This window comes from Luteimonas sp. TWI382 (genome assembly GCF_039674545.1).
Lineage (GTDB): Bacteria > Pseudomonadota > Gammaproteobacteria > Xanthomonadales > Xanthomonadaceae > Luteimonas.
Genome location: NZ_JBDJNS010000024.1, coordinates 42,128 through 61,486, shown reverse-complemented (window position 1 = coordinate 61,486; position 19,359 = coordinate 42,128). Strand labels below are relative to the sequence as shown.

At 70.4% G+C, this 19,359-nt stretch carries 21 protein-coding genes; 8 read left to right on the top strand and 13 right to left on the bottom strand.

What is annotated here, in order from left to right:
- Positions 1-82: 82 nt before the first annotated feature.
- The 3 genes from ABE505_RS13805 to ABE505_RS13795 form a co-directional block, all read right to left on the bottom strand.
- The gene (locus ABE505_RS13805) at positions 83-619 is read right to left on the bottom strand and encodes a DUF1453 domain-containing protein (protein WP_346445167.1); all 537 of its coding nucleotides are present in this window, start codon (positions 617-619) and stop codon (positions 83-85) included.
- A 56-nt stretch (positions 620-675) separates the two neighbouring features.
- Entirely contained in the window at positions 676-1,590 is a 915-nt protein-coding gene (locus ABE505_RS13800) for a DMT family transporter (RefSeq protein WP_346445166.1), read from the bottom strand.
- 74 nt (positions 1,591-1,664) lie between these two features.
- Positions 1,665-2,714 carry an NAD(P)-dependent alcohol dehydrogenase gene (locus ABE505_RS13795; protein ID WP_346445171.1) on the bottom strand — a complete coding sequence of 350 codons (1,050 nt, stop codon included), beginning with the start codon at positions 2,712-2,714 and terminating at the stop codon, positions 1,665-1,667.
- A gap of 134 nt (positions 2,715-2,848) precedes the next feature.
- Between ABE505_RS13795 and ABE505_RS13790 the strand changes: the two genes are divergently transcribed.
- A complete protein-coding gene (locus ABE505_RS13790) occupies positions 2,849-3,331 on the top strand; it encodes a YajQ family cyclic di-GMP-binding protein (RefSeq protein WP_346445165.1) in 483 nt (160 codons plus the stop codon).
- 18 nt (positions 3,332-3,349) lie between these two features.
- Here ABE505_RS13790 and ABE505_RS13785 read toward each other — a convergent pair whose 3' ends face one another.
- A complete protein-coding gene (locus ABE505_RS13785) occupies positions 3,350-4,504 on the bottom strand; it encodes a heparan-alpha-glucosaminide N-acetyltransferase domain-containing protein (protein WP_346445164.1) in 1,155 nt (384 codons plus the stop codon).
- A gap of 95 nt (positions 4,505-4,599) precedes the next feature.
- On the opposite strand from ABE505_RS13785, the gene ABE505_RS13780 reads away from it, so the two are divergent.
- The gene (locus ABE505_RS13780) at positions 4,600-5,169 is read left to right on the top strand and encodes a DUF1415 domain-containing protein (RefSeq protein ID WP_346445163.1); all 570 of its coding nucleotides are present in this window, start codon (positions 4,600-4,602) and stop codon (positions 5,167-5,169) included.
- Between the two features lie 10 nt (positions 5,170-5,179).
- On the opposite strand, the gene ABE505_RS13775 is transcribed toward ABE505_RS13780, so the two are convergent.
- Entirely contained in the window at positions 5,180-6,325 is a 1,146-nt protein-coding gene (locus tag ABE505_RS13775; RefSeq protein WP_346445162.1) for a prephenate dehydrogenase, read from the bottom strand.
- 103 nt (positions 6,326-6,428) lie between these two features.
- Between ABE505_RS13775 and ABE505_RS13770 the strand changes: the two genes are divergently transcribed.
- Positions 6,429-7,475 carry a cation diffusion facilitator family transporter gene (locus ABE505_RS13770; protein WP_346445161.1) on the top strand — a complete coding sequence of 349 codons (1,047 nt, stop codon included), beginning with the start codon at positions 6,429-6,431 and terminating at the stop codon, positions 7,473-7,475.
- Positions 7,472-7,810, top strand: coding sequence for a metalloregulator ArsR/SmtB family transcription factor (locus ABE505_RS13765; RefSeq protein ID WP_346445160.1), 339 nt, complete (start codon positions 7,472-7,474; stop codon positions 7,808-7,810). The genes ABE505_RS13770 and ABE505_RS13765 overlap by 4 nt, the downstream gene beginning before the upstream one ends.
- Before the next feature lie 92 nt (positions 7,811-7,902).
- Here ABE505_RS13765 and ABE505_RS13760 read toward each other — a convergent pair whose 3' ends face one another.
- Positions 7,903-8,607 carry an HAD family phosphatase gene (locus ABE505_RS13760; RefSeq protein ID WP_346445170.1) on the bottom strand — a complete coding sequence of 235 codons (705 nt, stop codon included), beginning with the start codon at positions 8,605-8,607 and terminating at the stop codon, positions 7,903-7,905.
- Between the two features lie 134 nt (positions 8,608-8,741).
- Between ABE505_RS13760 and fabA the strand changes: the two genes are divergently transcribed.
- A complete protein-coding gene (gene fabA / locus ABE505_RS13755; RefSeq protein WP_183427137.1) occupies positions 8,742-9,251 on the top strand; it encodes a 3-hydroxyacyl-[acyl-carrier-protein] dehydratase FabA in 510 nt (169 codons plus the stop codon).
- A complete protein-coding gene (gene fabB, locus ABE505_RS13750; protein ID WP_346445159.1) occupies positions 9,248-10,480 on the top strand; it encodes a beta-ketoacyl-ACP synthase I in 1,233 nt (410 codons plus the stop codon). The genes fabA and fabB overlap by 4 nt, the downstream gene beginning before the upstream one ends.
- Positions 10,481-10,614: 134 nt before the next feature.
- Here fabB and ABE505_RS13745 read toward each other — a convergent pair whose 3' ends face one another.
- A complete protein-coding gene (locus ABE505_RS13745) occupies positions 10,615-11,313 on the bottom strand; it encodes a pseudouridine synthase (protein ID WP_346445158.1) in 699 nt (232 codons plus the stop codon).
- A complete protein-coding gene (locus ABE505_RS13740) occupies positions 11,310-12,353 on the bottom strand; it encodes a methyltransferase (protein WP_346445157.1) in 1,044 nt (347 codons plus the stop codon). Before ABE505_RS13740 ends, ABE505_RS13745 begins: the two co-directional genes overlap by 4 nt.
- Before the next feature lie 198 nt (positions 12,354-12,551).
- Here ABE505_RS13740 and ABE505_RS13735 point away from each other — a divergent pair, with 198 nt between their 5' ends.
- Positions 12,552-12,809, top strand: coding sequence for a hypothetical protein (locus ABE505_RS13735; protein WP_346445169.1), 258 nt, complete (start codon positions 12,552-12,554; stop codon positions 12,807-12,809).
- 39 nt (positions 12,810-12,848) lie between these two features.
- Here the strand turns inward: ABE505_RS13735 and ABE505_RS13730 are convergent, their stop codons facing one another.
- Positions 12,849-15,377: an FtsX-like permease family protein gene (locus tag ABE505_RS13730; RefSeq protein ID WP_346445156.1), complete on the bottom strand. Its 2,529-nt coding sequence runs from the start codon at positions 15,375-15,377 to the stop codon at positions 12,849-12,851.
- Positions 15,374-16,102 carry an ABC transporter ATP-binding protein gene (locus ABE505_RS13725; protein WP_346445155.1) on the bottom strand — a complete coding sequence of 243 codons (729 nt, stop codon included), beginning with the start codon at positions 16,100-16,102 and terminating at the stop codon, positions 15,374-15,376. The genes ABE505_RS13730 and ABE505_RS13725 overlap by 4 nt, the downstream gene beginning before the upstream one ends.
- Before the next feature lie 97 nt (positions 16,103-16,199).
- Between ABE505_RS13725 and ABE505_RS13720 the strand changes: the two genes are divergently transcribed.
- The gene (locus tag ABE505_RS13720; RefSeq protein WP_346458241.1) at positions 16,200-16,865 is read left to right on the top strand and encodes an arylesterase; all 666 of its coding nucleotides are present in this window, start codon (positions 16,200-16,202) and stop codon (positions 16,863-16,865) included.
- Here ABE505_RS13720 and ABE505_RS13715 read toward each other — a convergent pair whose 3' ends face one another.
- The 3 genes from ABE505_RS13715 to ABE505_RS13705 form a co-directional block, all read right to left on the bottom strand.
- Complete coding sequence (locus ABE505_RS13715) at positions 16,866-17,564, bottom strand: M23 family metallopeptidase (RefSeq protein ID WP_346445153.1); 699 nt, start codon at positions 17,562-17,564, stop codon at positions 16,866-16,868.
- 3 nt (positions 17,565-17,567) lie between these two features.
- Positions 17,568-18,560, bottom strand: a complete 993-nt coding sequence (locus ABE505_RS13710; RefSeq protein WP_346445152.1) for a L,D-transpeptidase — start codon at positions 18,558-18,560, stop codon at positions 17,568-17,570.
- A 78-nt stretch (positions 18,561-18,638) separates the two neighbouring features.
- On the bottom strand, positions 18,639-19,274 hold the full coding sequence (locus tag ABE505_RS13705; protein WP_346445151.1) for a murein L,D-transpeptidase catalytic domain family protein: 636 nt from the start codon (positions 19,272-19,274) through the stop codon (positions 18,639-18,641).
- Between the last annotated feature and the right edge of the window lie 85 nt (positions 19,275-19,359).

Genomic DNA, 19,359 nt, shown 5'->3' with positions numbered 1-19,359 from the left:
CTTTACACCCCCCCCCCCCCCTTTCCCCCGGCGCCGGCTCTACGCAACCCCCGGGCGGTGAGCCGATCGAACGCCACAGGCCTCAGAGCCAGCGCCCCAGACGCCATTGCAGCAGCACCGCGTAGGCGGCGTGGTAGCCGAGCACCAGCCCGGCGACCGCGAACAACCCGGCCGGCTCGCCGAGCGGGCCCCAGGCCGCCAGAAGCTCGACGTTGCCGCGCCAGCGCTCCCAGGCCTGCCAGATACCCGCGATCACCCGCGCGACCACGACCAGGGTCAACGCCAGCACCAGCCAGCGGTTGGGCGTGTACCAGACCGCGCCGGGCCGATGCTCGACCCGCGTCAACGCCCAGCCCACCCCGCCCGTCGCCAGGCCGGCGAGCAGCCCCAATCCGGCATAGACGAACGCATGCGCAACGAACAGGTTGGTCACGCCCATTGCGCCGAGAAACAGCAACGCCGAGCCCGGCAGCAGCCACGCATTGAGCCGGGTCAGCCAGCGCGGCGGGCGCCGGCGCGAGGTCCCGACGCGATAGCGGTTCCACAGCGCCAGCGGCCACAACAGCAGCATCGCCGCGCACAGCGCCAGGACGAAGACGAGCAACAGGACGATAGGCATGGCGGCAGTGTGCGGCACGCAGCGTGGCTGCGACGTCGGCGGCGCCGGTCGTCCCCCTAGGGCGGCGGCGTCGCATCCGGATGGCGCACCGGCGGGTCGGCGACCACCCGCTCGCGGCGGAACATGTACAGGCCGCTGGCGACGATGATCGCCGCGCCCAGCCAGGTCGGCGCATCGGGCAGCACGCCCCAGAGCGTGAGATCGAGCACGATCACCCATAGCAGCGCGGTGTACTCCAGCGGCGCGACCTGGCTGGCCTCGCCGAGGCGGAAAGCATGCGTCATCGCCACCTGCCCCAGCGCGCCCGCGCTGCCGATCAGCGCCAGCACGCCCAGGTGCTCGGTCTGGAGCGGCCGCCAATCGCGCCAGGCCAGCAGGCCGGCGAACACCGCCATCAGCACCAGGAACCAGAACACCAGCGATTCGGGACTGTCGCGCTGCGCCAGGATCCGCACGGTGATCGAGGCGACCGCGTAGCACAGCGCACCGAGCACCACCGCTAGGCCGGCCAGCGTGGCGACGCCCTCGCCGGTCGGGCGCAGCACCACCAGCACGCCGACGATGCCCACCGCGATCGCCGTCCAGCGGCGCGGGCCCACCCGCTCGCCCAGCAGCGGCACCGCCAGTGCGGTGACCAGCAGCGGCGAGACGAATACGATCGCGTACGCAGTCGACAGCGGCATGCGCGCCAGCCCGTACACGAAGCCGGCAATCATGCCCACGCCGAGCACGCCGCGCAGCAGGTGCAACGGCCAATGGATCCGCCACAACGTACCGCCGCGACCGCGCACCAAGATCCACGCCGCGATCAGCGGCAGCGTGGTCAGGCTGCGGAACGTCGCGACCTGGAACGCCGAATAGTCCTCGGCGATCCACTTCATGCCCGCGTCCATGCCGGCGAACGCGAGCACCGCCAACAGCATCCACCACACAGCGGCGCGGGCATCGGTCGGCAGGGCGGCACTGGACATGATCGCGAAGGATGAACAGGGGGCGTCCATCCTCGCACGGAAGCGCGCGCCGGGCATCCGGCGCGCACCGGCCCTCAGCGCCGCAGCGTCTCGATGTCGATGACGAAGCGGTAGCGCACGTCGCCCTTGCGCATGCGCGCGTAGGCGGTCTCGATGTCGGCGATGCCGATGCGCTCGATGTCGGACACGATGCCGTGTTCGGCGCAGAAGTCGAGCATCTCCTGGGTCTCGGCGATGCCGCCGATCAGCGAACCGGCCAGCCGCCGGCGCTGCATGATCAGCGCGCCGGCCGCGACCGGCGCCGGCGCCTCGGGAATGCCGAGCAGGATCATGGTGCCGTCGACACGCAGCAGCGACAGATACGCGTTGTAGTCGTGTTCGGCCGACACGCTGTCGACGATGAAATCGAAGGACTTGGCCAGCGCTTTGAACGTGGCCCGGTCGCGCGTGGCCGCGAACGCGTGCGCACCGAGCGCCAGTGCGTCGGCACGCTTGGATTCCGAACTGCTCAGTACCGTCACCCGCGCGCCCATCGCGACCGCGAACTTGACCGCCATGTGCCCGAGCCCGCCCAGGCCGACGACCGCGACCTCATCGCCGGGCGCGACAACGAAATGGCGCAGCGGCGAATACGTGGTGATGCCCGCGCACAGCAGCGGTGCGGCGGCATCGAGCGGCAGCGCATCGGGGATCCGCAGCACATAGGCCGCATCGACCGTGATCCGGGTCGAGTAGCCGCCATAGGTCGGCCCACTGCCGTCGCGCGCCATCGCGTTGTAGGTGGCAGTCATGCCGTCCTCGCAGAACTGCTCCTCGCCGGCGCGGCATTGCGGGCAGGTCCGGCACGAGTCGACGAAGCAGCCGACACCCACGGCATCGCCGACCGCGAACGCGGTCACCGCGCTGCCGACCTGGGCGATGCGGCCGACGATCTCGTGGCCGGGCACCATCGGAAAGATCGACCCGCCCCACTCGTCACGCACTTGGTGCAGGTCGGAGTGGCAGACGCCGCAATAGAGGATGTCGATCAGCACCTCGGACGGGCCGGGCGGGCGGCGCTGGATCGTGGTGGGCGCGAGCGGCGCGGTGGCGTCCGCGGCGGCGTAGGCAGGGGTCTCGAACATGACGGCGATCTGCGACAGCGGGGGAGACGCCATTGTGGTGCGTCGGCCGCGCACGGGATGTGGCGAACGCACGATGCAACGTTCCACGCCGCCTGCGTTACCCTGCGGGCCGTTTCCCCACTGCCAGGTGCCCCATGCCGTCTTTCGACGTCGTCTCCGAAGTCGACACCCACGAACTGACCAACGCGGTCGACCAGGCCAACCGCGAACTGACCACCCGCTTCGACTTCAAGGGTGTGGAGGCCGCGTTCGAGCGCGAGGACGCGGTGATCACCCAGTCGGCCCCGAGCGAGTTCCAGCTCCAGCAGATGACCGAGATCCTGCGTCAGCGCCTGGCGGCGCGGAAGATCGACGTGCGCTGCCTGGAGTTCGGCGACATCGACACCAACCTCGCCGGCGCCCGGCAGAAGGTCACCGTCAAGCAGGGCATCGAACGCGACCTGGCCAAGAAGATCCAGACCACACTCAAGACCGCCAAGCTCAAGGTCGACAGCCAGATCAACGGCGACAAGCTGCGCGTGACCGGCAAGAAGCGCGACGACCTGCAGGCGGCGATCGCGCTGCTACGCGGCACCGAGTTCGAACTGCCGTTGCAGTTCGACAACTTCCGCGACTGAGCGCTGCCTTCGCCCGCGCTAGAAGTAACGCAACCAGCGCAAGTCCCGACGCCGCGCCTTGAGCGCGGCGAACCAGCGCACGGCCGGATACAGCGCCACCGCCAGCGCCACGGCGACCGGCAGCAGCCAGGCCGGGTCGTCGAAGCCGAAGAGCGTGCCCTGAGTGTGGCCCCACACGGCCACCGCAGCCAGGTACAGCAGTCTCAGCGCGCACAGGTGCAGCAGATAGAAGAACATCGGCGCCGATCCGTAGACGGCGACCGGTTCGAGCCTCCGCGCCAGCGAGGGGCGCTCGAACAGGCGCAGCAACAACAGTCCCGTGCCCAGGGTCAGGCACAGGAACAGCAGCGACGGGGGATACTTGGTGACGTTGAACAATGCCATCGCGGTGCGCAGCGCATCCTCGCCGACGTGCCAGGGCGCTTCGCCGTAACCGTTGACCAACCGCAGTCCGGCAAACGCCGCCAGCGCACCCAATCCCCAAGTCAGCAATCGCTGACGGCGACGCGCGGGGTCGAAGCCGGCCGCGAACCAGGGACCGGCCGCATGTCCAAGTGCGATCACGCCGATCCACGGCAACACCGGATACGAGGTGCGCACTCGCATGCCGTCGATCGGCTCGAACCAGGCGCGCTGGTGCAGGACCGCCCACACCCCGGACCAGCCCCCCTCCACGCGCACCCCATCGAGCAGGTTGTGGCCGGCCACCAGCGCCAGACCGAGCGCGACCAGCGCCGGACGCGGCAGCCACAGCAGCGCAGAGAGCACCAGCATCGACAGGCCGATCGCCCAGATCACCTGCAGGTACAGCGTCTGCGGCGGAAACTGCAGCGTCCAGGCGAAGTTGACCAGGGTCACCTCCAGCACCACCAGAAACAGCCCGCGCTTGAACAGGAAGGCCGCAGTCGCCGCGCGCGGGTCCGGCTGGCGCTGACCGTACAGCCAGGCCGACAGCCCGGTCAGGAACACGAACACCGGGGCGCACAGATGCGCGAGCAGACGGAAGCCGAACAACAGCGGCGACACGTCGTCGACGTCGACCGGATCGGACAACTGCATGTGCAGGAAGAACGTCTCGCGCACGTGGTCGAGCAGCATCAACAGCATGACCAGACCGCGCAGCAGATCGATCTGGACCAGACGCGGGCGAGGCGATGGGGCGGCAAGAGGCATGGCGAATCGCAACAGCTGAAACAGTTATTTTATAACATATCGATCAACGCCCGTCGGCTGGTCTAGACTGCGCCACCGTCCGCAGCGCCGTTCCCGTGACCGCACAGCTCCCTGACGCGCCCGCCCCCGACGATCCGCTGACCGCCACCCGGCACTGGGTCGAGCGCGCCGTGATCGGGCTGAACCTGTGCCCGTTCGCCAAGGCGGTGTACGTCAAGGATCAGGTGCGGTTTGTACTGTGCGAGGCGACCACGCCCCAAGCCCTGCTCGAACGCTTGGGCGAGGAACTGCGCCACCTGCGCGACACCTCGGTGCAGACCACCGACACCACGCTGCTGGTGCACCCGCACGTGTTGCAGGACTTCCTCGATTACAACGACTTCCTGGACGCGGCCGATGCCCTGGTCGAGTCGCTCGACCTCGACGGCGTGCTGCAGGTCGCCAGCTTCCACCCCGACTACCGCTTCGCCGGCGTGCCCGACGACGACATCGGCAACTGCACCAACCGCTCGCCCTATCCCACCCTGCATCTGCTGCGCGAGGACAGCGTCGAGCGCGCGGTGGCGATCTACCCCGACCCCGACGCGATCGTCGAACGCAACATCGACACGCTCCAACGACTGGGCCACGCGGGCTGGGACGCGCTGCTGCGCGCTCGCCACTAGCCGTGTCGACCTAGTCGCGCTCGATCACCCGGCCGATCCCGCTGGCGTCGATCTCCCGGGTCGCGGCTGCGAGCGCATCGCCATCGCAACCGGCCATCAACCCGATGCGGAAATGCAGTTCACCGCCGGGCGTGCGCGAGGAATGGATCGACCCCAGGTTCACCCCGTGGCGCTCGAACACGTGCAACAGCGCGCGCAACGAACCGGGCCGGTCCAGCGGCAGGTGCACGCTGACGCAGCGGTCGCCGGCAAGATCGGCCAGCAGGTAACCGACGCGTTCGAAGGCGTAGTTGCCCTGCTCGAGCGCTGCTGCGCCCAGCGCCTGGCGCTGCGCATCGAGCAGCGCGCGGAACTGCGCGCGTGCGGCATCGTCGCCGCGCGCCACCAGGGCGTGCAGGTGCGCCGTGCGTGCCGCCAGGTCGGCGAGCACACCGACCACGTGGGGATTGTCGAACTGGATGTCCTCGTAGATCGCCGGGTTCATCGACAGGATCCGCGCGATCATCGCGGCATCGAGCTCGAACGAGGCCGAGCGGAACGGCAGCAGGTCCACCAACCCGCCGCCTTCGGGCGCCTGGTCGAGCAGCACGCCGGCCTGGGCGAGATGGCCCGCATGCACCAGCGCCTGTACCAGCGCCATGATCCGGTCGTGGCGCTCCGCATCGGCCTGCACCACCTGGCCCTCAAGCGCCGCCAACAGCCGCGCCACCCATGGCCGCCAGCGCGCCAGGCGCGCTTCGCAGACCACGAGCACGCGGCCCCGCAGCGTGGGCGACTTGGGCGGTGCGGTCATCGGGTGCAGGCCGACGACCTCGGCCTGCGACCGCAGCATCGCCGCGACCGGCACCTGCTTGAGCGAGGTCACGTCGAGCCACAACCGCCCGCGCTCGCGCCCGGCCGAGCGCGCGGTCCAGTCGGCGACGACGGCCGCGGTCGCGCGGATCGGCGCGGCGAACAACAGCACGTCCGCCGCCGCGAGCAACGCCTCAGGCGCATCGCTGGCCGGGTCCGCCGGGTCGTGGCCGAGCACCCGCAGGCCCATGCGCGAAGCGAAGAACCCGCGCAGCCAGCGGCCGTAGGCGCCGGCGCTGCCGACGATGCCCACGACCGGTGATTCGGGTAGCGGCGTGTCGCGAGGGGCGTGGGCATCTGTCATCCGGCCATTCTCGCTGCTCGGCGGCGAATGCGCGCCCGCACTTCCAATTGAAATAAATACATGCTTATATGTCGACACTTTTAGACGCTGCCCTCTTCCTCCGATGCCGCACCCCCACGATCACCCCGCGCACAAAGCGCACGACCACGATCACGCGCATGCCCCGTCGGTCTCGGCCGCGAACGAACGCGCCGTCCTGATCGGCTTCACGCTGACCGCCAGCTTCATGGTCGTGGAGATGGTCGGCGGGGTCCTGTCCGGCTCGCTGGCGCTGATTGCCGACGCCGGACACATGCTCACCGATGCCGCGGCGCTGCTGCTCGCCTGGCTGGGCTTCCGCATCGGCCGCCGGGCCTCGGACGCCAGGCGCACATTCGGCTACATGCGCATCGAGGTGCTGGCCGGGCTGATCAATGCGATCACGCTGTTCGCGCTGGTGCTGTGGATCGCCTGGGAGGCGGTGCAGCGCCTGCGGCATCCGGGCGAGGTGCTCGCCGGACCGATGCTGGCGGTCGCGGTCGTCGGCCTGCTGGTCAACTGCCTGGTGTTCTGGATCCTGCATCGCGGCGACCAATCGCACGTCAACATCAAGGGCGCGACGCTACACGTGCTCGGCGATCTGCTCGGTTCGGTCGCCGCGATCGTGGCCGCGCTGGTGATCCACTTCACCGGCTGGATGCCGATCGACCCGATCCTTTCGGTGCTGGTGTGCCTGCTGATCCTACGCAGTGCCTGGGCGCTGCTGCGCGGCGCCTTCGACATCCTGATGGAGGCCACGCCGCCGGACATCGACATCGAGGCCCTGCGCACGCACCTGCGCGAGCAGGTTCCGGGCGTGGCGGGCGTCGACCACGTGCATGTGTGGTCGATCACCTCGGGCCGGGTGCTGGCGACGCTCGAACTCACGCTCGACGAGGACGCACCGGCCTGGCGTGTGGTGCCGGCGGTCAAACGCGCACTCGCCGACCGGTTCTCGATCGGCCACACGACGGTCGAGGTCGTGCATGCACCGCATGATGCCTGCGCGCTGGAGCACGGCAGTCGCGCGTCGCATCGCCATGAGCACGCGCACAGGCATCCGCACGAACACGACCACGCGGATGCCGCCGATCGCGTGCCGGGCGCGGCGAAGCCAGGAGGTCCCAATTGAGCGCATCTGCGCCTGACGTCGAGACCGTCCCCGATCCTGAGCAGGTCGAGATCCTTGCCGGCACCTTCCGCCTGCTCGGCGACCCGACCCGCTTGCGGGTGCTGCTGACCTGCCTGGATGGGCCGGTGCCGGTCGGCGAGATCGCGCGCCGCACCGGCGCCTCGCAGCCGTTGGTCAGCCATCACTTGCGCCTGCTGCGCGGCGCGCGGCTGGTGCGCGGCGAACGGCGCCAGCGCCAGGTGTTCTACGCGACCGCCGATGCGCACGTGCGCGACATGCTGGTCGACATGCTCGCCCACGCCGACGAACCGGACGACGAGGCACCGCAACGCTAGCGGGGGAACGCGCACGGACATGGCCTGCTCGGGCGCCCCATGCGCGCAGCGTCGGCGCCATGCGATTGCCCGAGGCGGATGCTCGGGCGGACTCAGCCCTGGGCGCGTACGGTCTGGATCAGCTGCCGGACATCGTCGAGCGAATCGACGATCCGGTGACCGAGCGCACGCACCGCATCATCGGGCAGCAGCAGGTCGGGCACCTGGATCGTGGTCATGCCGGCCGCGAGCGCGGCGCGCACGCCGGTCGGCGAGTCTTCCAGCGCCAGGCACCGCGCCGCCGGCACGCCCAGCCGCTCGGCCGCAAGCAGGTAGACATCCGGCGCCGGCTTGGGATGGGCGACATCGCTGCTGGTGCACACCGCGTCGAAATGCCGCAGAAGACCGGCGGCGGCAAGCTTGCGCTGCGCCAGCGGCGCCCGCGTGGAGGTCGCGACCGCGCGCGGGATGCCGCATTCGGCCAGCAGGTCCAGCAACGCGACGATGCCCGGACGGTGCGCGATGCCGGCTTCGGCACGCGCCAGATACAACGCCTGACTGCGACCAAACAGCGCATCGGCGGCGGGCTCGCCGATGCGCTCGACCAGGCGTTCGCGGCAGATGCGGTCGCTGTGGCCGACCATCGCGCGCCAGTACGCCGGCTCGATGTCCTGCGCCTGCTCGGCGGCCGCCAGACGCATGCAATCGAGGATTTCGCGCTCGCTTTCGAGCATCAGGCCGTCCATGTCGAACACCACCCCGGCAGGCAGCGACGACAGGGCGAGCCCCTGCGGAGACGGCGGAACGGCGGCGGACATCGAGGGCGTGGACACGCGATCGATTCTACCCCGCATCGCCCCGAAGGCCCATTCAGCGTACCCGTGCGTACGGGCAATGCCGCACGCATTCCGCAATAATCGCCGTCCGCCTCACTTCCCCGGTCCATGCGTCGATGAAGGATTCTTTCAGCTACGAACAACTGATCGCCTCGGGCGAGGGCCGGCTGTTCGCGCCGGGCAGCGGCCGCCTGCCGCTGCCGCCGATGCTGATGTTCGACCGCATCACCCACATCGACGACGACGGGGGTGCGCATGGGCTGGGCCAGATCCACGCCGAGCTCGACGTGCGCCCGGACCTGTGGTTCTTCCAATGCCACTTCCAGGGCGACCCGGTGATGCCGGGCTGCCTGGGCCTGGATGCGATGTGGCAGTTGGTCGGCTTCTACCTGACGTGGCAGCAACTGCCCGGTCGCGGTCGCGCGCTCGGTGTAGGCGAGGTCAAGTTCACTGGCGAGGTCGGCCCCGACGCAAAGCTCGTGCGCTACGAGATCGACATCAAGCGCGTGATCAAGCGGCGCCTGATCCTGGGCATCGGCGATGCGCGCATGCTCGTCGACGGACGCGAGATCTACACCGCCAGCGACTTGCGCGTGGGACTGTTCATGCGCGACGAGGCCGCATGAGCCTGAATCCGACCGCACGCCGCGTCGTGATCACCGGCGCGGGCATCGTGTCGTGCATCGGCAACGATCTCGACACCGTCGCCGCGTCGCTGCGCGAGGGCCGCTCGGGCATCGCCTTCGACGCCGGCCATGCCGACAAGGGCCTGCGCAGCCAGATCTCGGGCATGCCCGATGTCGACCTCGATGCGCTGATCGACCGCAAGCTGCGCCGCTTCATGGGCGATGCCGCGGGCTACGCTTACCTGGCGCTGCGCGATGCGATTGCGCACGCCGGTTTGACCGACGCCATGATCTCCGGCCCGCGGACCGGCCTGATCATGGGATCGGGCGGCGGCTCGCCGGAGAACCTGATCGGCTCGGCCGACGTGCTGCGCGACAAGGGCGTGCGCCGGATCGGCCCGTACCAGGTCACGCGCACGATGAACTCGACGGTCTCGGCGTGCCTGGCCACCGCCTTCGGCATCAAGGGGCTCAACTACTCGATTTCCTCGGCCTGCGCGACGTCGGCGCACTGCATCGGCGTGGCCGCACAGCAGATCCAGGCCGGCCTGCAGGACGTGGTGTTCGCCGGCGGCGGCGAAGAAGCGCACTGGGGCATGGCGATGCTGTTCGACGGCATGGGCGCGCTGTCGAGCCGCTACAACGACACCCCGACGCGCGCCTCTCGGCCGTACGACGCCGACCGCGACGGCTTCGTGATCGCCGGCGGTGGCGGCGCGCTGGTGCTCGAGAGCCTGGAGCACGCGCAGGCCCGCGACGCGACGATCCTGGGCGAACTGGTCGGCTTCGGCGCCAGCTCCGACGGCGTCGACATGGTCGCCCCCTCCGGCGACGGCGCGATCGCCTGCATGCGCATGGCGATCGAGAGCCTCGACGGCGACATCGACTACATCAACACCCACGGCACCTCGACCCCGGTCGGCGACGTCAGCGAATTGCGTGCGATGCGCACGGTATTCGGCGATGCAATGCCGCCGTTCTCGTCGACCAAGTCGCTGACCGGCCACTCGCTCGGCGCGACCAGCGTGCACGAAGCGATCTTCTGCCTGCTGATGCTCGAGCGCGGCTTCATCGCCGGCTCGATCAATGTCGACACCCTCGACCCCGAAGCCGAAGGCCTGCCACTGGTCCGCGAAAGCCGCCCCGCCCAGCTGCGCACCGTGCTGTCGAACAGCTTCGGCTTCGGCGGCACCAACGCCAGCCTCGCCCTGCGCCGCTGGGACGCCTGACAAAACCAGGGCCCGAAACCGGGGTCAGCGAAACCGAAACCGGGGTCAGAGTCGAATTTCCACCAGGATGTCCCACGCCTGCTGGTTCTCGGGGGAAATTCGACTCTGACCCCGGTTTCGGACCCGGTTTCGGGTTAGCCGAAGAGCGTGGTCAGGTCGGCGGCGTCGAGGGGGTGCCATTGCCCTTCTGGCAGGTCGCCCAGCGACAGGCCGCCGATGCGGCTGCGGTGGAGGGCGACGACGTGGTTGCCGACGGCCGCAAACATGCGCCGGACCTGGTGGTAGCGACCTTCGACGATGGTCAGCCGCGCATGCGTGGGGTCGACGACCTCGAGCGCGGCGGGCAGCAGCGGCGTGGTCTCGGACTCGAGCATCAGCGTGCCGCTGGCGAACAGCGCGGCCTCGTCCCCGCGCAGCGGCTGCGCCAAGGTCGCGTCGTAGACCTTGGGTAGCGCCGCCTTCGGCGAGATGATCCGATGCAGCAGTTGGCCGTCGTCGGTGAACAGCAGCAGGCCGCTGGTCTCGCGATCCAGGCGCCCGACCGTCGACAGCGCCGGCGCGCGCAGCCGGAAGCGCGGTGGCAACAGGTCGTAGACCAACCGGCCGGTGTCCTTGGTCGAGCAGGTGTAGCCGGTCGGCTTGTGCAGCAGCAGCGTCAGGCCCTGCGGCGGATCGAGCGGTTCGCCGTCGACGCGAATGGCCGCATGCGCCACCCGGTCGTCGGCATAGAGCACCTCGCCGTCGGCATCGGTGATGCGCCCCTCGCGGAACATCCACGCCACCTGCTTGCGGCTGCCGTAGCCGAGGTTGGCGAGCAGCTTGACCAGCTTCATCGCGCCTGCTCCGCGTGCACGATCTTGAAGCCACCCTGCGCGGCGACTTCGCGCACCTGGCCAAAGCGTGCGGCGAGCACGTCCTCGTAGGGCAGATGCCGGTTGGCGACCAGCCACAGGCTGCCGCCCGGTGCCAGCGCGTCGGCGGCCGCGGCGATGAACGCACGCCCCAGCTCGGGCCGCTCCTCGCGCCCGTGGGCATGGAATGGCGGATTGCTGACGATGAAGTCGTAACGCCGCGGCAGGCCCGCAGTGACATCGCGCCACTGGAAGTCCAGCGCCACATCGTCGCGTAGCCCGGTCAGATTGCGACGGGCCAGCGCCAGCGCGCGGCCCTCGGCCTCGATCACGTCGAGCGCGCGCAGGCCCGGGCAGCGCTGCAGCACGTCGGCCGCCAGAAAGCCGTAGCCCGCGCCGAGATCGGCGCCATGCCCGGCCAGCGTCGTGGGCAAGTGCGCGGCCAGCAGCGCCGACGCCGGATCGATCCGATCCCAGGCGAACACGCCGGGCCGGCTGACGAACCGGCCACCGAGGATCGGGCGCGGCGCGTCCAGTGCGGCCCAGCGCGCGCGCAACGCCTCGTCGCCGCGCGCATCGCGCTGCGCCCAGAACACCCGGCACTTGTGCTTGGACAGCGCGCCAATGTTGCCGGCGAGCGCGGCCAGGTCGGCCTGCGCGGACTTCGCGCCCTCGTCGTTGGCGACGCTGGCCACGACCCAGCCGCCGGGTGCGACCGCCGCCAGCGCGCGTGCCAGCAACGCCCGCGCCTCGTCACGCTGGCGCGGCGGCAGTGCCAATACCAACGGTCGTTCCGGCAGCGCCGGATCATCACCATCGTCCTGCGGCAGCGCCTCCAGGCCGGCGCGCTGTAGCGCGGTGTGCAAGGGCGCCAGGGTCTGCTCGCACAGCAGGCCAGGCCACCGCCCGCCGGTCGTCGCCACACCCGGACGCGCGCGCAGGAACAGCGCACCGGCCGGCGGCCACGACAGCAGCCGCTGCTCGAACGGGAGGAACAGCGCATCGAGTGCGGGGTCGGCCATCGCGGGAGGTCCTGGGAAACAGCCGGCGATTCTACCGGGACCGCTCGACCGGAACGCCGCCAGCAGCCTGCAGGGCCCCATGCGCATGCCGCACCAAGGCACCGCGTCATCGCGATCCCAACGCCACGTTGATGCATCGCGAACATCCGCGTCGGCACGATGGCCGGGCCTTCCCCCCCACAGGAGACCGCGATGCCCATCCGTGCACTGTTCGTCGGCGGCGTCATCGACAACAACGAACTCGACCTCGACGGCACGGAACCGCCGAAGCACTACCCGCCCGAGACCGGCAGCGGCCAGTCGCGTTACCGCCTGCATCTGGTCGGTCGCAAGCAGGACCGCGTCGCCTACGCCGTCTACGGCGCACCCGAACTGGCGGGCGAGGAAGTGCTTCGGGTCAGCACGGAACGCGAGTACGCCCGCCGCTTCGATGCGGCCGAGGATGTGATCGAGTGAGCCTCGGGCCGGGCAGTGTCCATGCGCCGCCCGGCCATCTCATTCCTGCAACTCACGCAGCGTCACCGAGGGCGGTGCGTCGAGCACGCGGCGGGTCGCCCACAGGCCGGCCGCGAGCGTCACGCCGACACCGATGCCGCCGCCCGCCGCGGCCAGCGCCCAGTTCGGCCGCCACGGCAGGTCGAACACCTGCACCGCGACGACACCGGCCAACACCGATGCGGCCAACGCGGCGACCACGCCCGACAGCAAGCCGATCGCCGCGAACTCCGAGGCCTGCGCCAGCCGCAGCTGTGCGCGTCGGCCGCCGAGCACGCGCATCACGCCGCCTTCGAGCAGGCGTTCGTCCTGACTGGCGCTGACCGCCGCTAGCAACACCAGCACGCCGGCGGCGAGCGAGAACCAGAACACCACCTGCACCACGGTCGAGACCTGGTCGGCGGTGCTGCGCACCTGGGTCAGCACCGCGTCGATGTCGACGACCGACAGGTTCGGGAAGCGCTGCACCAGATCGGCGGTAAAGCGCGGCCGCTCGGGGGGCACGCGCACCGCGGTGATGTGGCTGGCCGGGTAGCCGTCGAGTGCGCCGGGCGAGGCGACGACGAAGAAGTTCGGCCGGAAGCTCTCCCACTCGATACTGCGCAGGCTGGTGATCGGCGCCTCGAACCGCTGGCCGGCAATGTCGAACGCGATGCGGTCGCCGATCTGCCAGCCCAGGTCCTTGGCAAAGCCCTCCTCGACCGACAATTCCGGCGACGCGGGCACCGTATCGCCCCAGTACCTGCCGGCGGTGATCTGGTTGTCATCGCGCAGCGCGCCCTGCATCGACAGGTTGAACTCGCGCTCGGCCCGGCGCTGGGCCTGGCGGTCCTGGGCCTCGTCGCCGCTGCGTCCCAGGTAATCCTCGCCGCGTACCGCCTCGCCATTGCGCGCGAGCAGGCGCGCGCGCACCATCGGGAACAGCACCGGCGGCTCGACCGCCTGTTCGGCGATGAAACCGCGCACGGGGTCGAGCTGGTCGGGCTGCACGTTGATGATGAAGCGGTTGGGCGCGTCCTGGCCGATCGCCAGCTGCCAGCGATCGAGCAGGTCCGTGCGTACGAACGTCAGCAGCAGCAACGCCATCAGGCCCAGGCCGAGTGCGCTGATCTGCGCGACGCTGGTGCCCGCGCGCCGGCTCACGTTGGCCAGGCCGTAGCGCAGGCTGCCTCGCAGCTTCGAACGCAGTGCACGCACCAGCGCGATCAGCGCCCACGCGAGCAGCGCCAGCACCGCGAACGTGGCCGCGATACCGGCCAGCATCGCCCCACCAAGCGCCGCCGACCCGGCCTTCCACCACAACAGCGCGGCCAGCCCAACGAAACCGGTCAGCCCGACCAGCCAGGCGCTGGGCTCGAAGCCGCCGAGGTCGCGACGCAGCACGCGCAGCGCCGGCACCCGCCGCAGCGCCAGCACCGGCGGCGCGCCGAAGGCCAGCAGCACGACCAGACCGACGCCGTAGCCTTGCAGCGCGGGCAACACGCCGGCGGCCGGGATCGACAAGCCCAGCAGCGACGCAAGCCAGCGGCCGACCGCCCACTGCAGCCCGAACGCGATCGCGACGCCCAAGGTGCAAGCGACCACCCCGAGCAGCAGCAGTTCGCCGACGTGGATGCCGACCAGCGTGCGCTGCTGCGCGCCCATGCAGCGCATCACCGCCACCGACGACAGATGCCGGGCCGAATGCTGGCGCGCGGCCATTGCCACCGCGACCGCCGCCAGGATCACCGACACGAGTGCCGCCAGCCCCAAGAAGCGGCCGGCGCGATCGAGCGAGGAGCGCACTTCGGGGCGCGCGTCGCCGATCGTCTCCACGCGCTGGCCGCGGCCCAGCTGCGCACGTGCCAGGCGGGTGAAGCCGTCGACCGCGTTGGCGTCGCCGGCGACGACGAGGCGATAGCCGATGCGGCTGCCCGGTTGGATCAGCCCGGTGCCCCCCAGATCGGACAGGTGCAGGAACACCTTCGGCGCGACATTGAAATAGTCGATCGACGCATCGGGCTCCTGCAGCACCAGCGCGGCGAGACGGAAGCTGCGTCCGCCCAAGTGCACGGTGTCGCCGACCGCCGCGCCGAGCGTGTCCGCCCCGGCCCGGCTCATCCAGGCGGTCCCGGGTTCGGGCACCGCCTGCGCATCGCGTTCGACGCCATCGCCGCGATCGATCCGGAAGCTGCCGCGCAGCGGAAAGCCGTCACCGAGCGCGCGCACGTCGCCCAGGCGCAGATTGGCCGCATCGCCCTCGCCGACGCGGATCATGCTGTCGAGCTCGACAGTCTCGACCGCGCGCAGGCCAGGCGCATCGGCGGCGGCGCGGATCGCACCGTCGATCGGCGCATCGCCGCGCACCACCGCATCGCCGCCGAGCAGGCGGTTGGCCTCGATCGCCAATGCGCGCTCGGCGCGATCGGTGACGAAGCCCACCGCAGTCACCGCGACGACCGCGAGCACCAGCGCCGCGAACAGGATGCGGATGTCGCCGGCCTTGAAGTCGCGGCGCAGCTGCCGCCAGGCGAGGCCCGCGGTCCTCATGCGGCCAGCGCCTCGTCGGCGACGAGCCGGCCGCTGTCGATGCGCAGGCGCCGGGCACAGCGCGCCGCCAGGCGATCGTCGTGGGTGACCAGCACCAGCGTGGTGCCGGCATCGGCATTGAGCGCGAACAGCAGGTCGACGATCGCCTGGCCGGTGGCGGTGTCCAGGTTGCCGGTCGGCTCGTCGGCGAACAGCAGCGAGGGCCGGGTCACGAACGCGCGCGCCAGCGCCACGCGCTGCTGCTCGCCGCCCGAGAGCTGGCGTGGATAATGGCCCAGGCGCTCGCCCAGACCGACACGCTGCAGCACCTCGCGCGCCGGCGCCTGGACATCGCGGTCGCCGCGCAGCTCCAGGGGCAGCATGACGTTCTCCAGCGCGGTCAGCGACGGCAGCAGCTGGAAACTCTGGAACACGAAGCCGACCTTCTCGCCGCGCACGCGCGCCCGGCCGTCCTCGTCGAGCGTGGAGATCGGCGCGCCGTCGAGCAGCACGCGACCCGCGCTGGGTGTGTCGAGCCCGGCCAGCAGCGACAGCAGCGTGCTCTTGCCCGAGCCCGAGGCCCCGACGATCGCCACCGTGTCGCCATGCCCGATACGGAAGCCGACGTCCTGCAGGATCGTCAGCTCCCCGGACGGCAACGCGACCCGCTTGCCCAGTCCGTCGACGTCGAGCGCATGGCCTGCCGCGCGCACGGCTTCATCTTGCAGGGGGGAACCGTCGTGCATAGATATCCTTTGCTGTTCGCGCCAGTCCGGCGCACCGTCGCGATGCGGCATCGCCGACCAACCGGAGACATGGGAGATGACACTGGGAATTGCGGCCATGCGCCGCCCGATGCAAGCGCGCGTGGCGCGCTGGATGCTGGCGTGTCTGCTGGCCCTGCCCGTTCTAGCACAGGCCCAGGCCGCGACGACCCGCCCTGCCGCCGATCCGCAGGCCAAGACGCTCCTGGTCATGGGTGATTCACTGTCGGCGGGCTACGGCATGTCCGCCGCGCAAGGCTGGGTCGGCCTGCTCGCACAACGGCTGCAGCACGAGGCGCCGGATTGGCGAGTGGTCAATGCGAGCATCTCGGGCGAGACCACCGCCGGCGGCGCGTCTCGGATCGTGCAGGCAGTCGTGCGCGAGCGCCCGCAGGTGGTCATCATCGCGCTGGGCGCCAACGACGGGCTACGCGGGCTGCCGCTGGCCGAGGCCCGGCGCAACCTGGCGCGGATGATCGGCGCCTCGCAGCACGTCGGCGCGCGCGTGCTGCTGGTGGGCATGCGCATGCCGCCGAATCTCGGCCCGGACTACACGCGCGGCTTCGAGGCCAACTACCGGTTGCTCGCCGACACGTTCGACGTCGCACTGCTGCCGTTCCTGCTCGAGCCGGTCGCCGACGACCGCGGCAACTTCCAGGACGACAACCTGCATCCCACCGCCGAGGCGCAGACGAAGATCCTCGATCACGTCTGGCCGGCCCTGCGTCCGCTGCTCGCGCCTTAGTCAGGGCCGTTCGAGCAGCGGATACGGGTTGACCGGCACACCGGTCCACCACTGGCGTTCGGGCGTCAGCCGGAACACTGCGAAATGCAGATGCGGAGCAGCCGGATCGGCGTTGCCGGTGCTGCCGACCCGGCCGATGACATCGCCGCGCCGCACCTGCGTGCCCTCCGCGATGCCGGGCGCATAGGCCTGCAGGTGCGCGTAGTAGTACGACCAAGTGCCGGTAGGCTCGAACTGGTAGATCGTCAGGCCACCGCGATCGCTGGTGAACAGCTTTTCGATCGTGCCGTCCGCGGCCGCCAGCACCGGTGTGCCGGCAGGGGCCATGATGTCGAGCGCCTCGTGCCGGCGTTCGCTGCCACGCGCATCGTCGAACGTGTCGCGCACGTCGGCGAACGGGATGCCCTGTACCGGCAACAGCAGCCGAGGCGACGCATGCGCGTCGACGCGCGGGTCCGGCGCAGGCGTCGCATCGGGTGCCGCCGGAGGCTCGGCGCCGGGGACATGGGCGGCGGGCACCGACGCAGGGGGTGCTGCCACATTGTCGGACGGCCCCGGATCTGGCGCCGGCGACGGCGCGGCCTCGGCGACCACGGGCGACGCGACATCATGCGCGGATCCACCACGCCACAGGAACACGGCCGCGTTCGCCAGCGCGAGCACCGCTGCGAGCGCGATCCACAGGCCGGCACGGGTCATGGTCTATTCCTCCAGCATTACGACGGTGCCCGGCCCGACGACACCCGCCACCCGGCGCGCGCTCCAGTTGGTCATCCGGATGCAACCGTGCGACTGGGTCTTGCCGATGTTCGCCGGCTCCGGCGTGCCGTGGATGCCGTAATGCGGCTTGGACAGGTCGATCCAGACCGTCCCGACCGGGTTATTGGGGCCGGGTGGCAACGTGGCCTTGGCGTGACCGGGGTCGGCATCCCAAAACAGATCCGGGTTGTAATGGAAGGTCGGGTCCTCGGCCACGCCCTCGACCTTCCACTCGCCGATCGGCAGCGGATCGTGTTCGCTGCCGGTGGACGCCGGGAACTGCGCGTAGACCTTGCCGGCGCCGTCGACCAGCCGCACCACCGAATCGGATTTGCTGACCACCACCCGCTCGGGCTTCGCCAGCGCCGGGGCATCGGCCGTGTTCGGGACCACGATGCGCGTGCCCGCCTCGAATCGGGCACTGGGATTGAGCCGCCGCAGCAGCGCGGGCGCGGCATGGAACCGCTCGCCCAGCGCTTCGGCGAGGCTTTCGAAGCCCAGCGCCTCGCGCTTGGCCTTCTCCATCATGTCCTCGGGCAGCGCGACGAAGGGACCGGCGACCTCGTCGGCGGTCAGCGTGTGCGCCATCAGCGCCGGCACAGCATCGGCGGTCAGCGCCTGCCAGGTGCGCGCATCCAGCGTGCCACTCGCCTCCAGGCCGTGGAAGCGCTGGAAGGCGGCGATTGCGCGCGTGGTGTTGGTCCCGCCCTGCGCATCGATCTCGCCGGGGGAGAAATGCGCACGGTCGAGCAGCACCTGCGCGCGCAGCATCGTCGCATCGCCGGCGTCGGCCGTCGCCGCATTGACCGACTCGGGCGTCAGCGCGGCCTCGACATCCGCCTGTGGTCGGTCCTGGGCAATCGCCGGCGCGCAGGCCAACAGCAGCCCCAGGCAGCCGGTCATCCAGCGCACGAAGTGGGATCGGGATGGCGTCATCGGGGCGCTCCTGCAGCGTGGGATGCCGGCATGGTTCCGCGTCCGCTGCGCCGGTCACGTGAAGCCGGTGCTGCACGTTCAGCGGGCCGGGCAGTGGAGCAAGACTGAGTCCTGTCGCCAGCCAGGATCGTCGGCATAGGCGAACAGCAGCTGGCCGTCCTTGAGATCGTCGATCACCGCGCGCGCCACCGCGGTGCGCACCGCCGGGCAGCCCCAGCTGCGTCCCAGTCGCCCCTGGCGCCGGCCCTGTTCGGGGTCGACGTAGTCGGCACCGTGCATGACGATCAATCGCTCGCGGGCGCGGCCGTTGATGCCCGGCTCCAGGCCGTCCAGGCGCAGCGAGTAACCGTTCTGGCCAGTGTAGGTCTCGGCCGTCGCGAACAGCCCCAGGCTGGACTGGTAGCTGCCCTCGACATCGGAGAACACGGTCGGCCGGTTGCCGCCGCTGCCGCGTCCATGGGCGACATGCTCTGCATGCAGCAACCGCGCCTGCGCCAGATCGAACACCCACAGGCGGACCTCGGTCGAGGGCCGCGAGTAATCGATCACCGCCAGCCGCTGGCCGACATCGCGCGTGCGCGCGGCGCAATCACGTGCCTGCAGGGCGGACGCGAGCACCCCGCGATTGAGTCCGGGCGCCAACGCGGCCAGCCTGTCGACGCGATCGTCGCCATGGACAAGGCCGCCGGCCAGCAGTCCGATGATGCAGAACATCCATGAGATCGATTTGCGCATGGGACCAGCATATGCGCTCGACGTGACGCCCCTCGTGATCGCGGCGTTCGCCTCCACTTCCCGG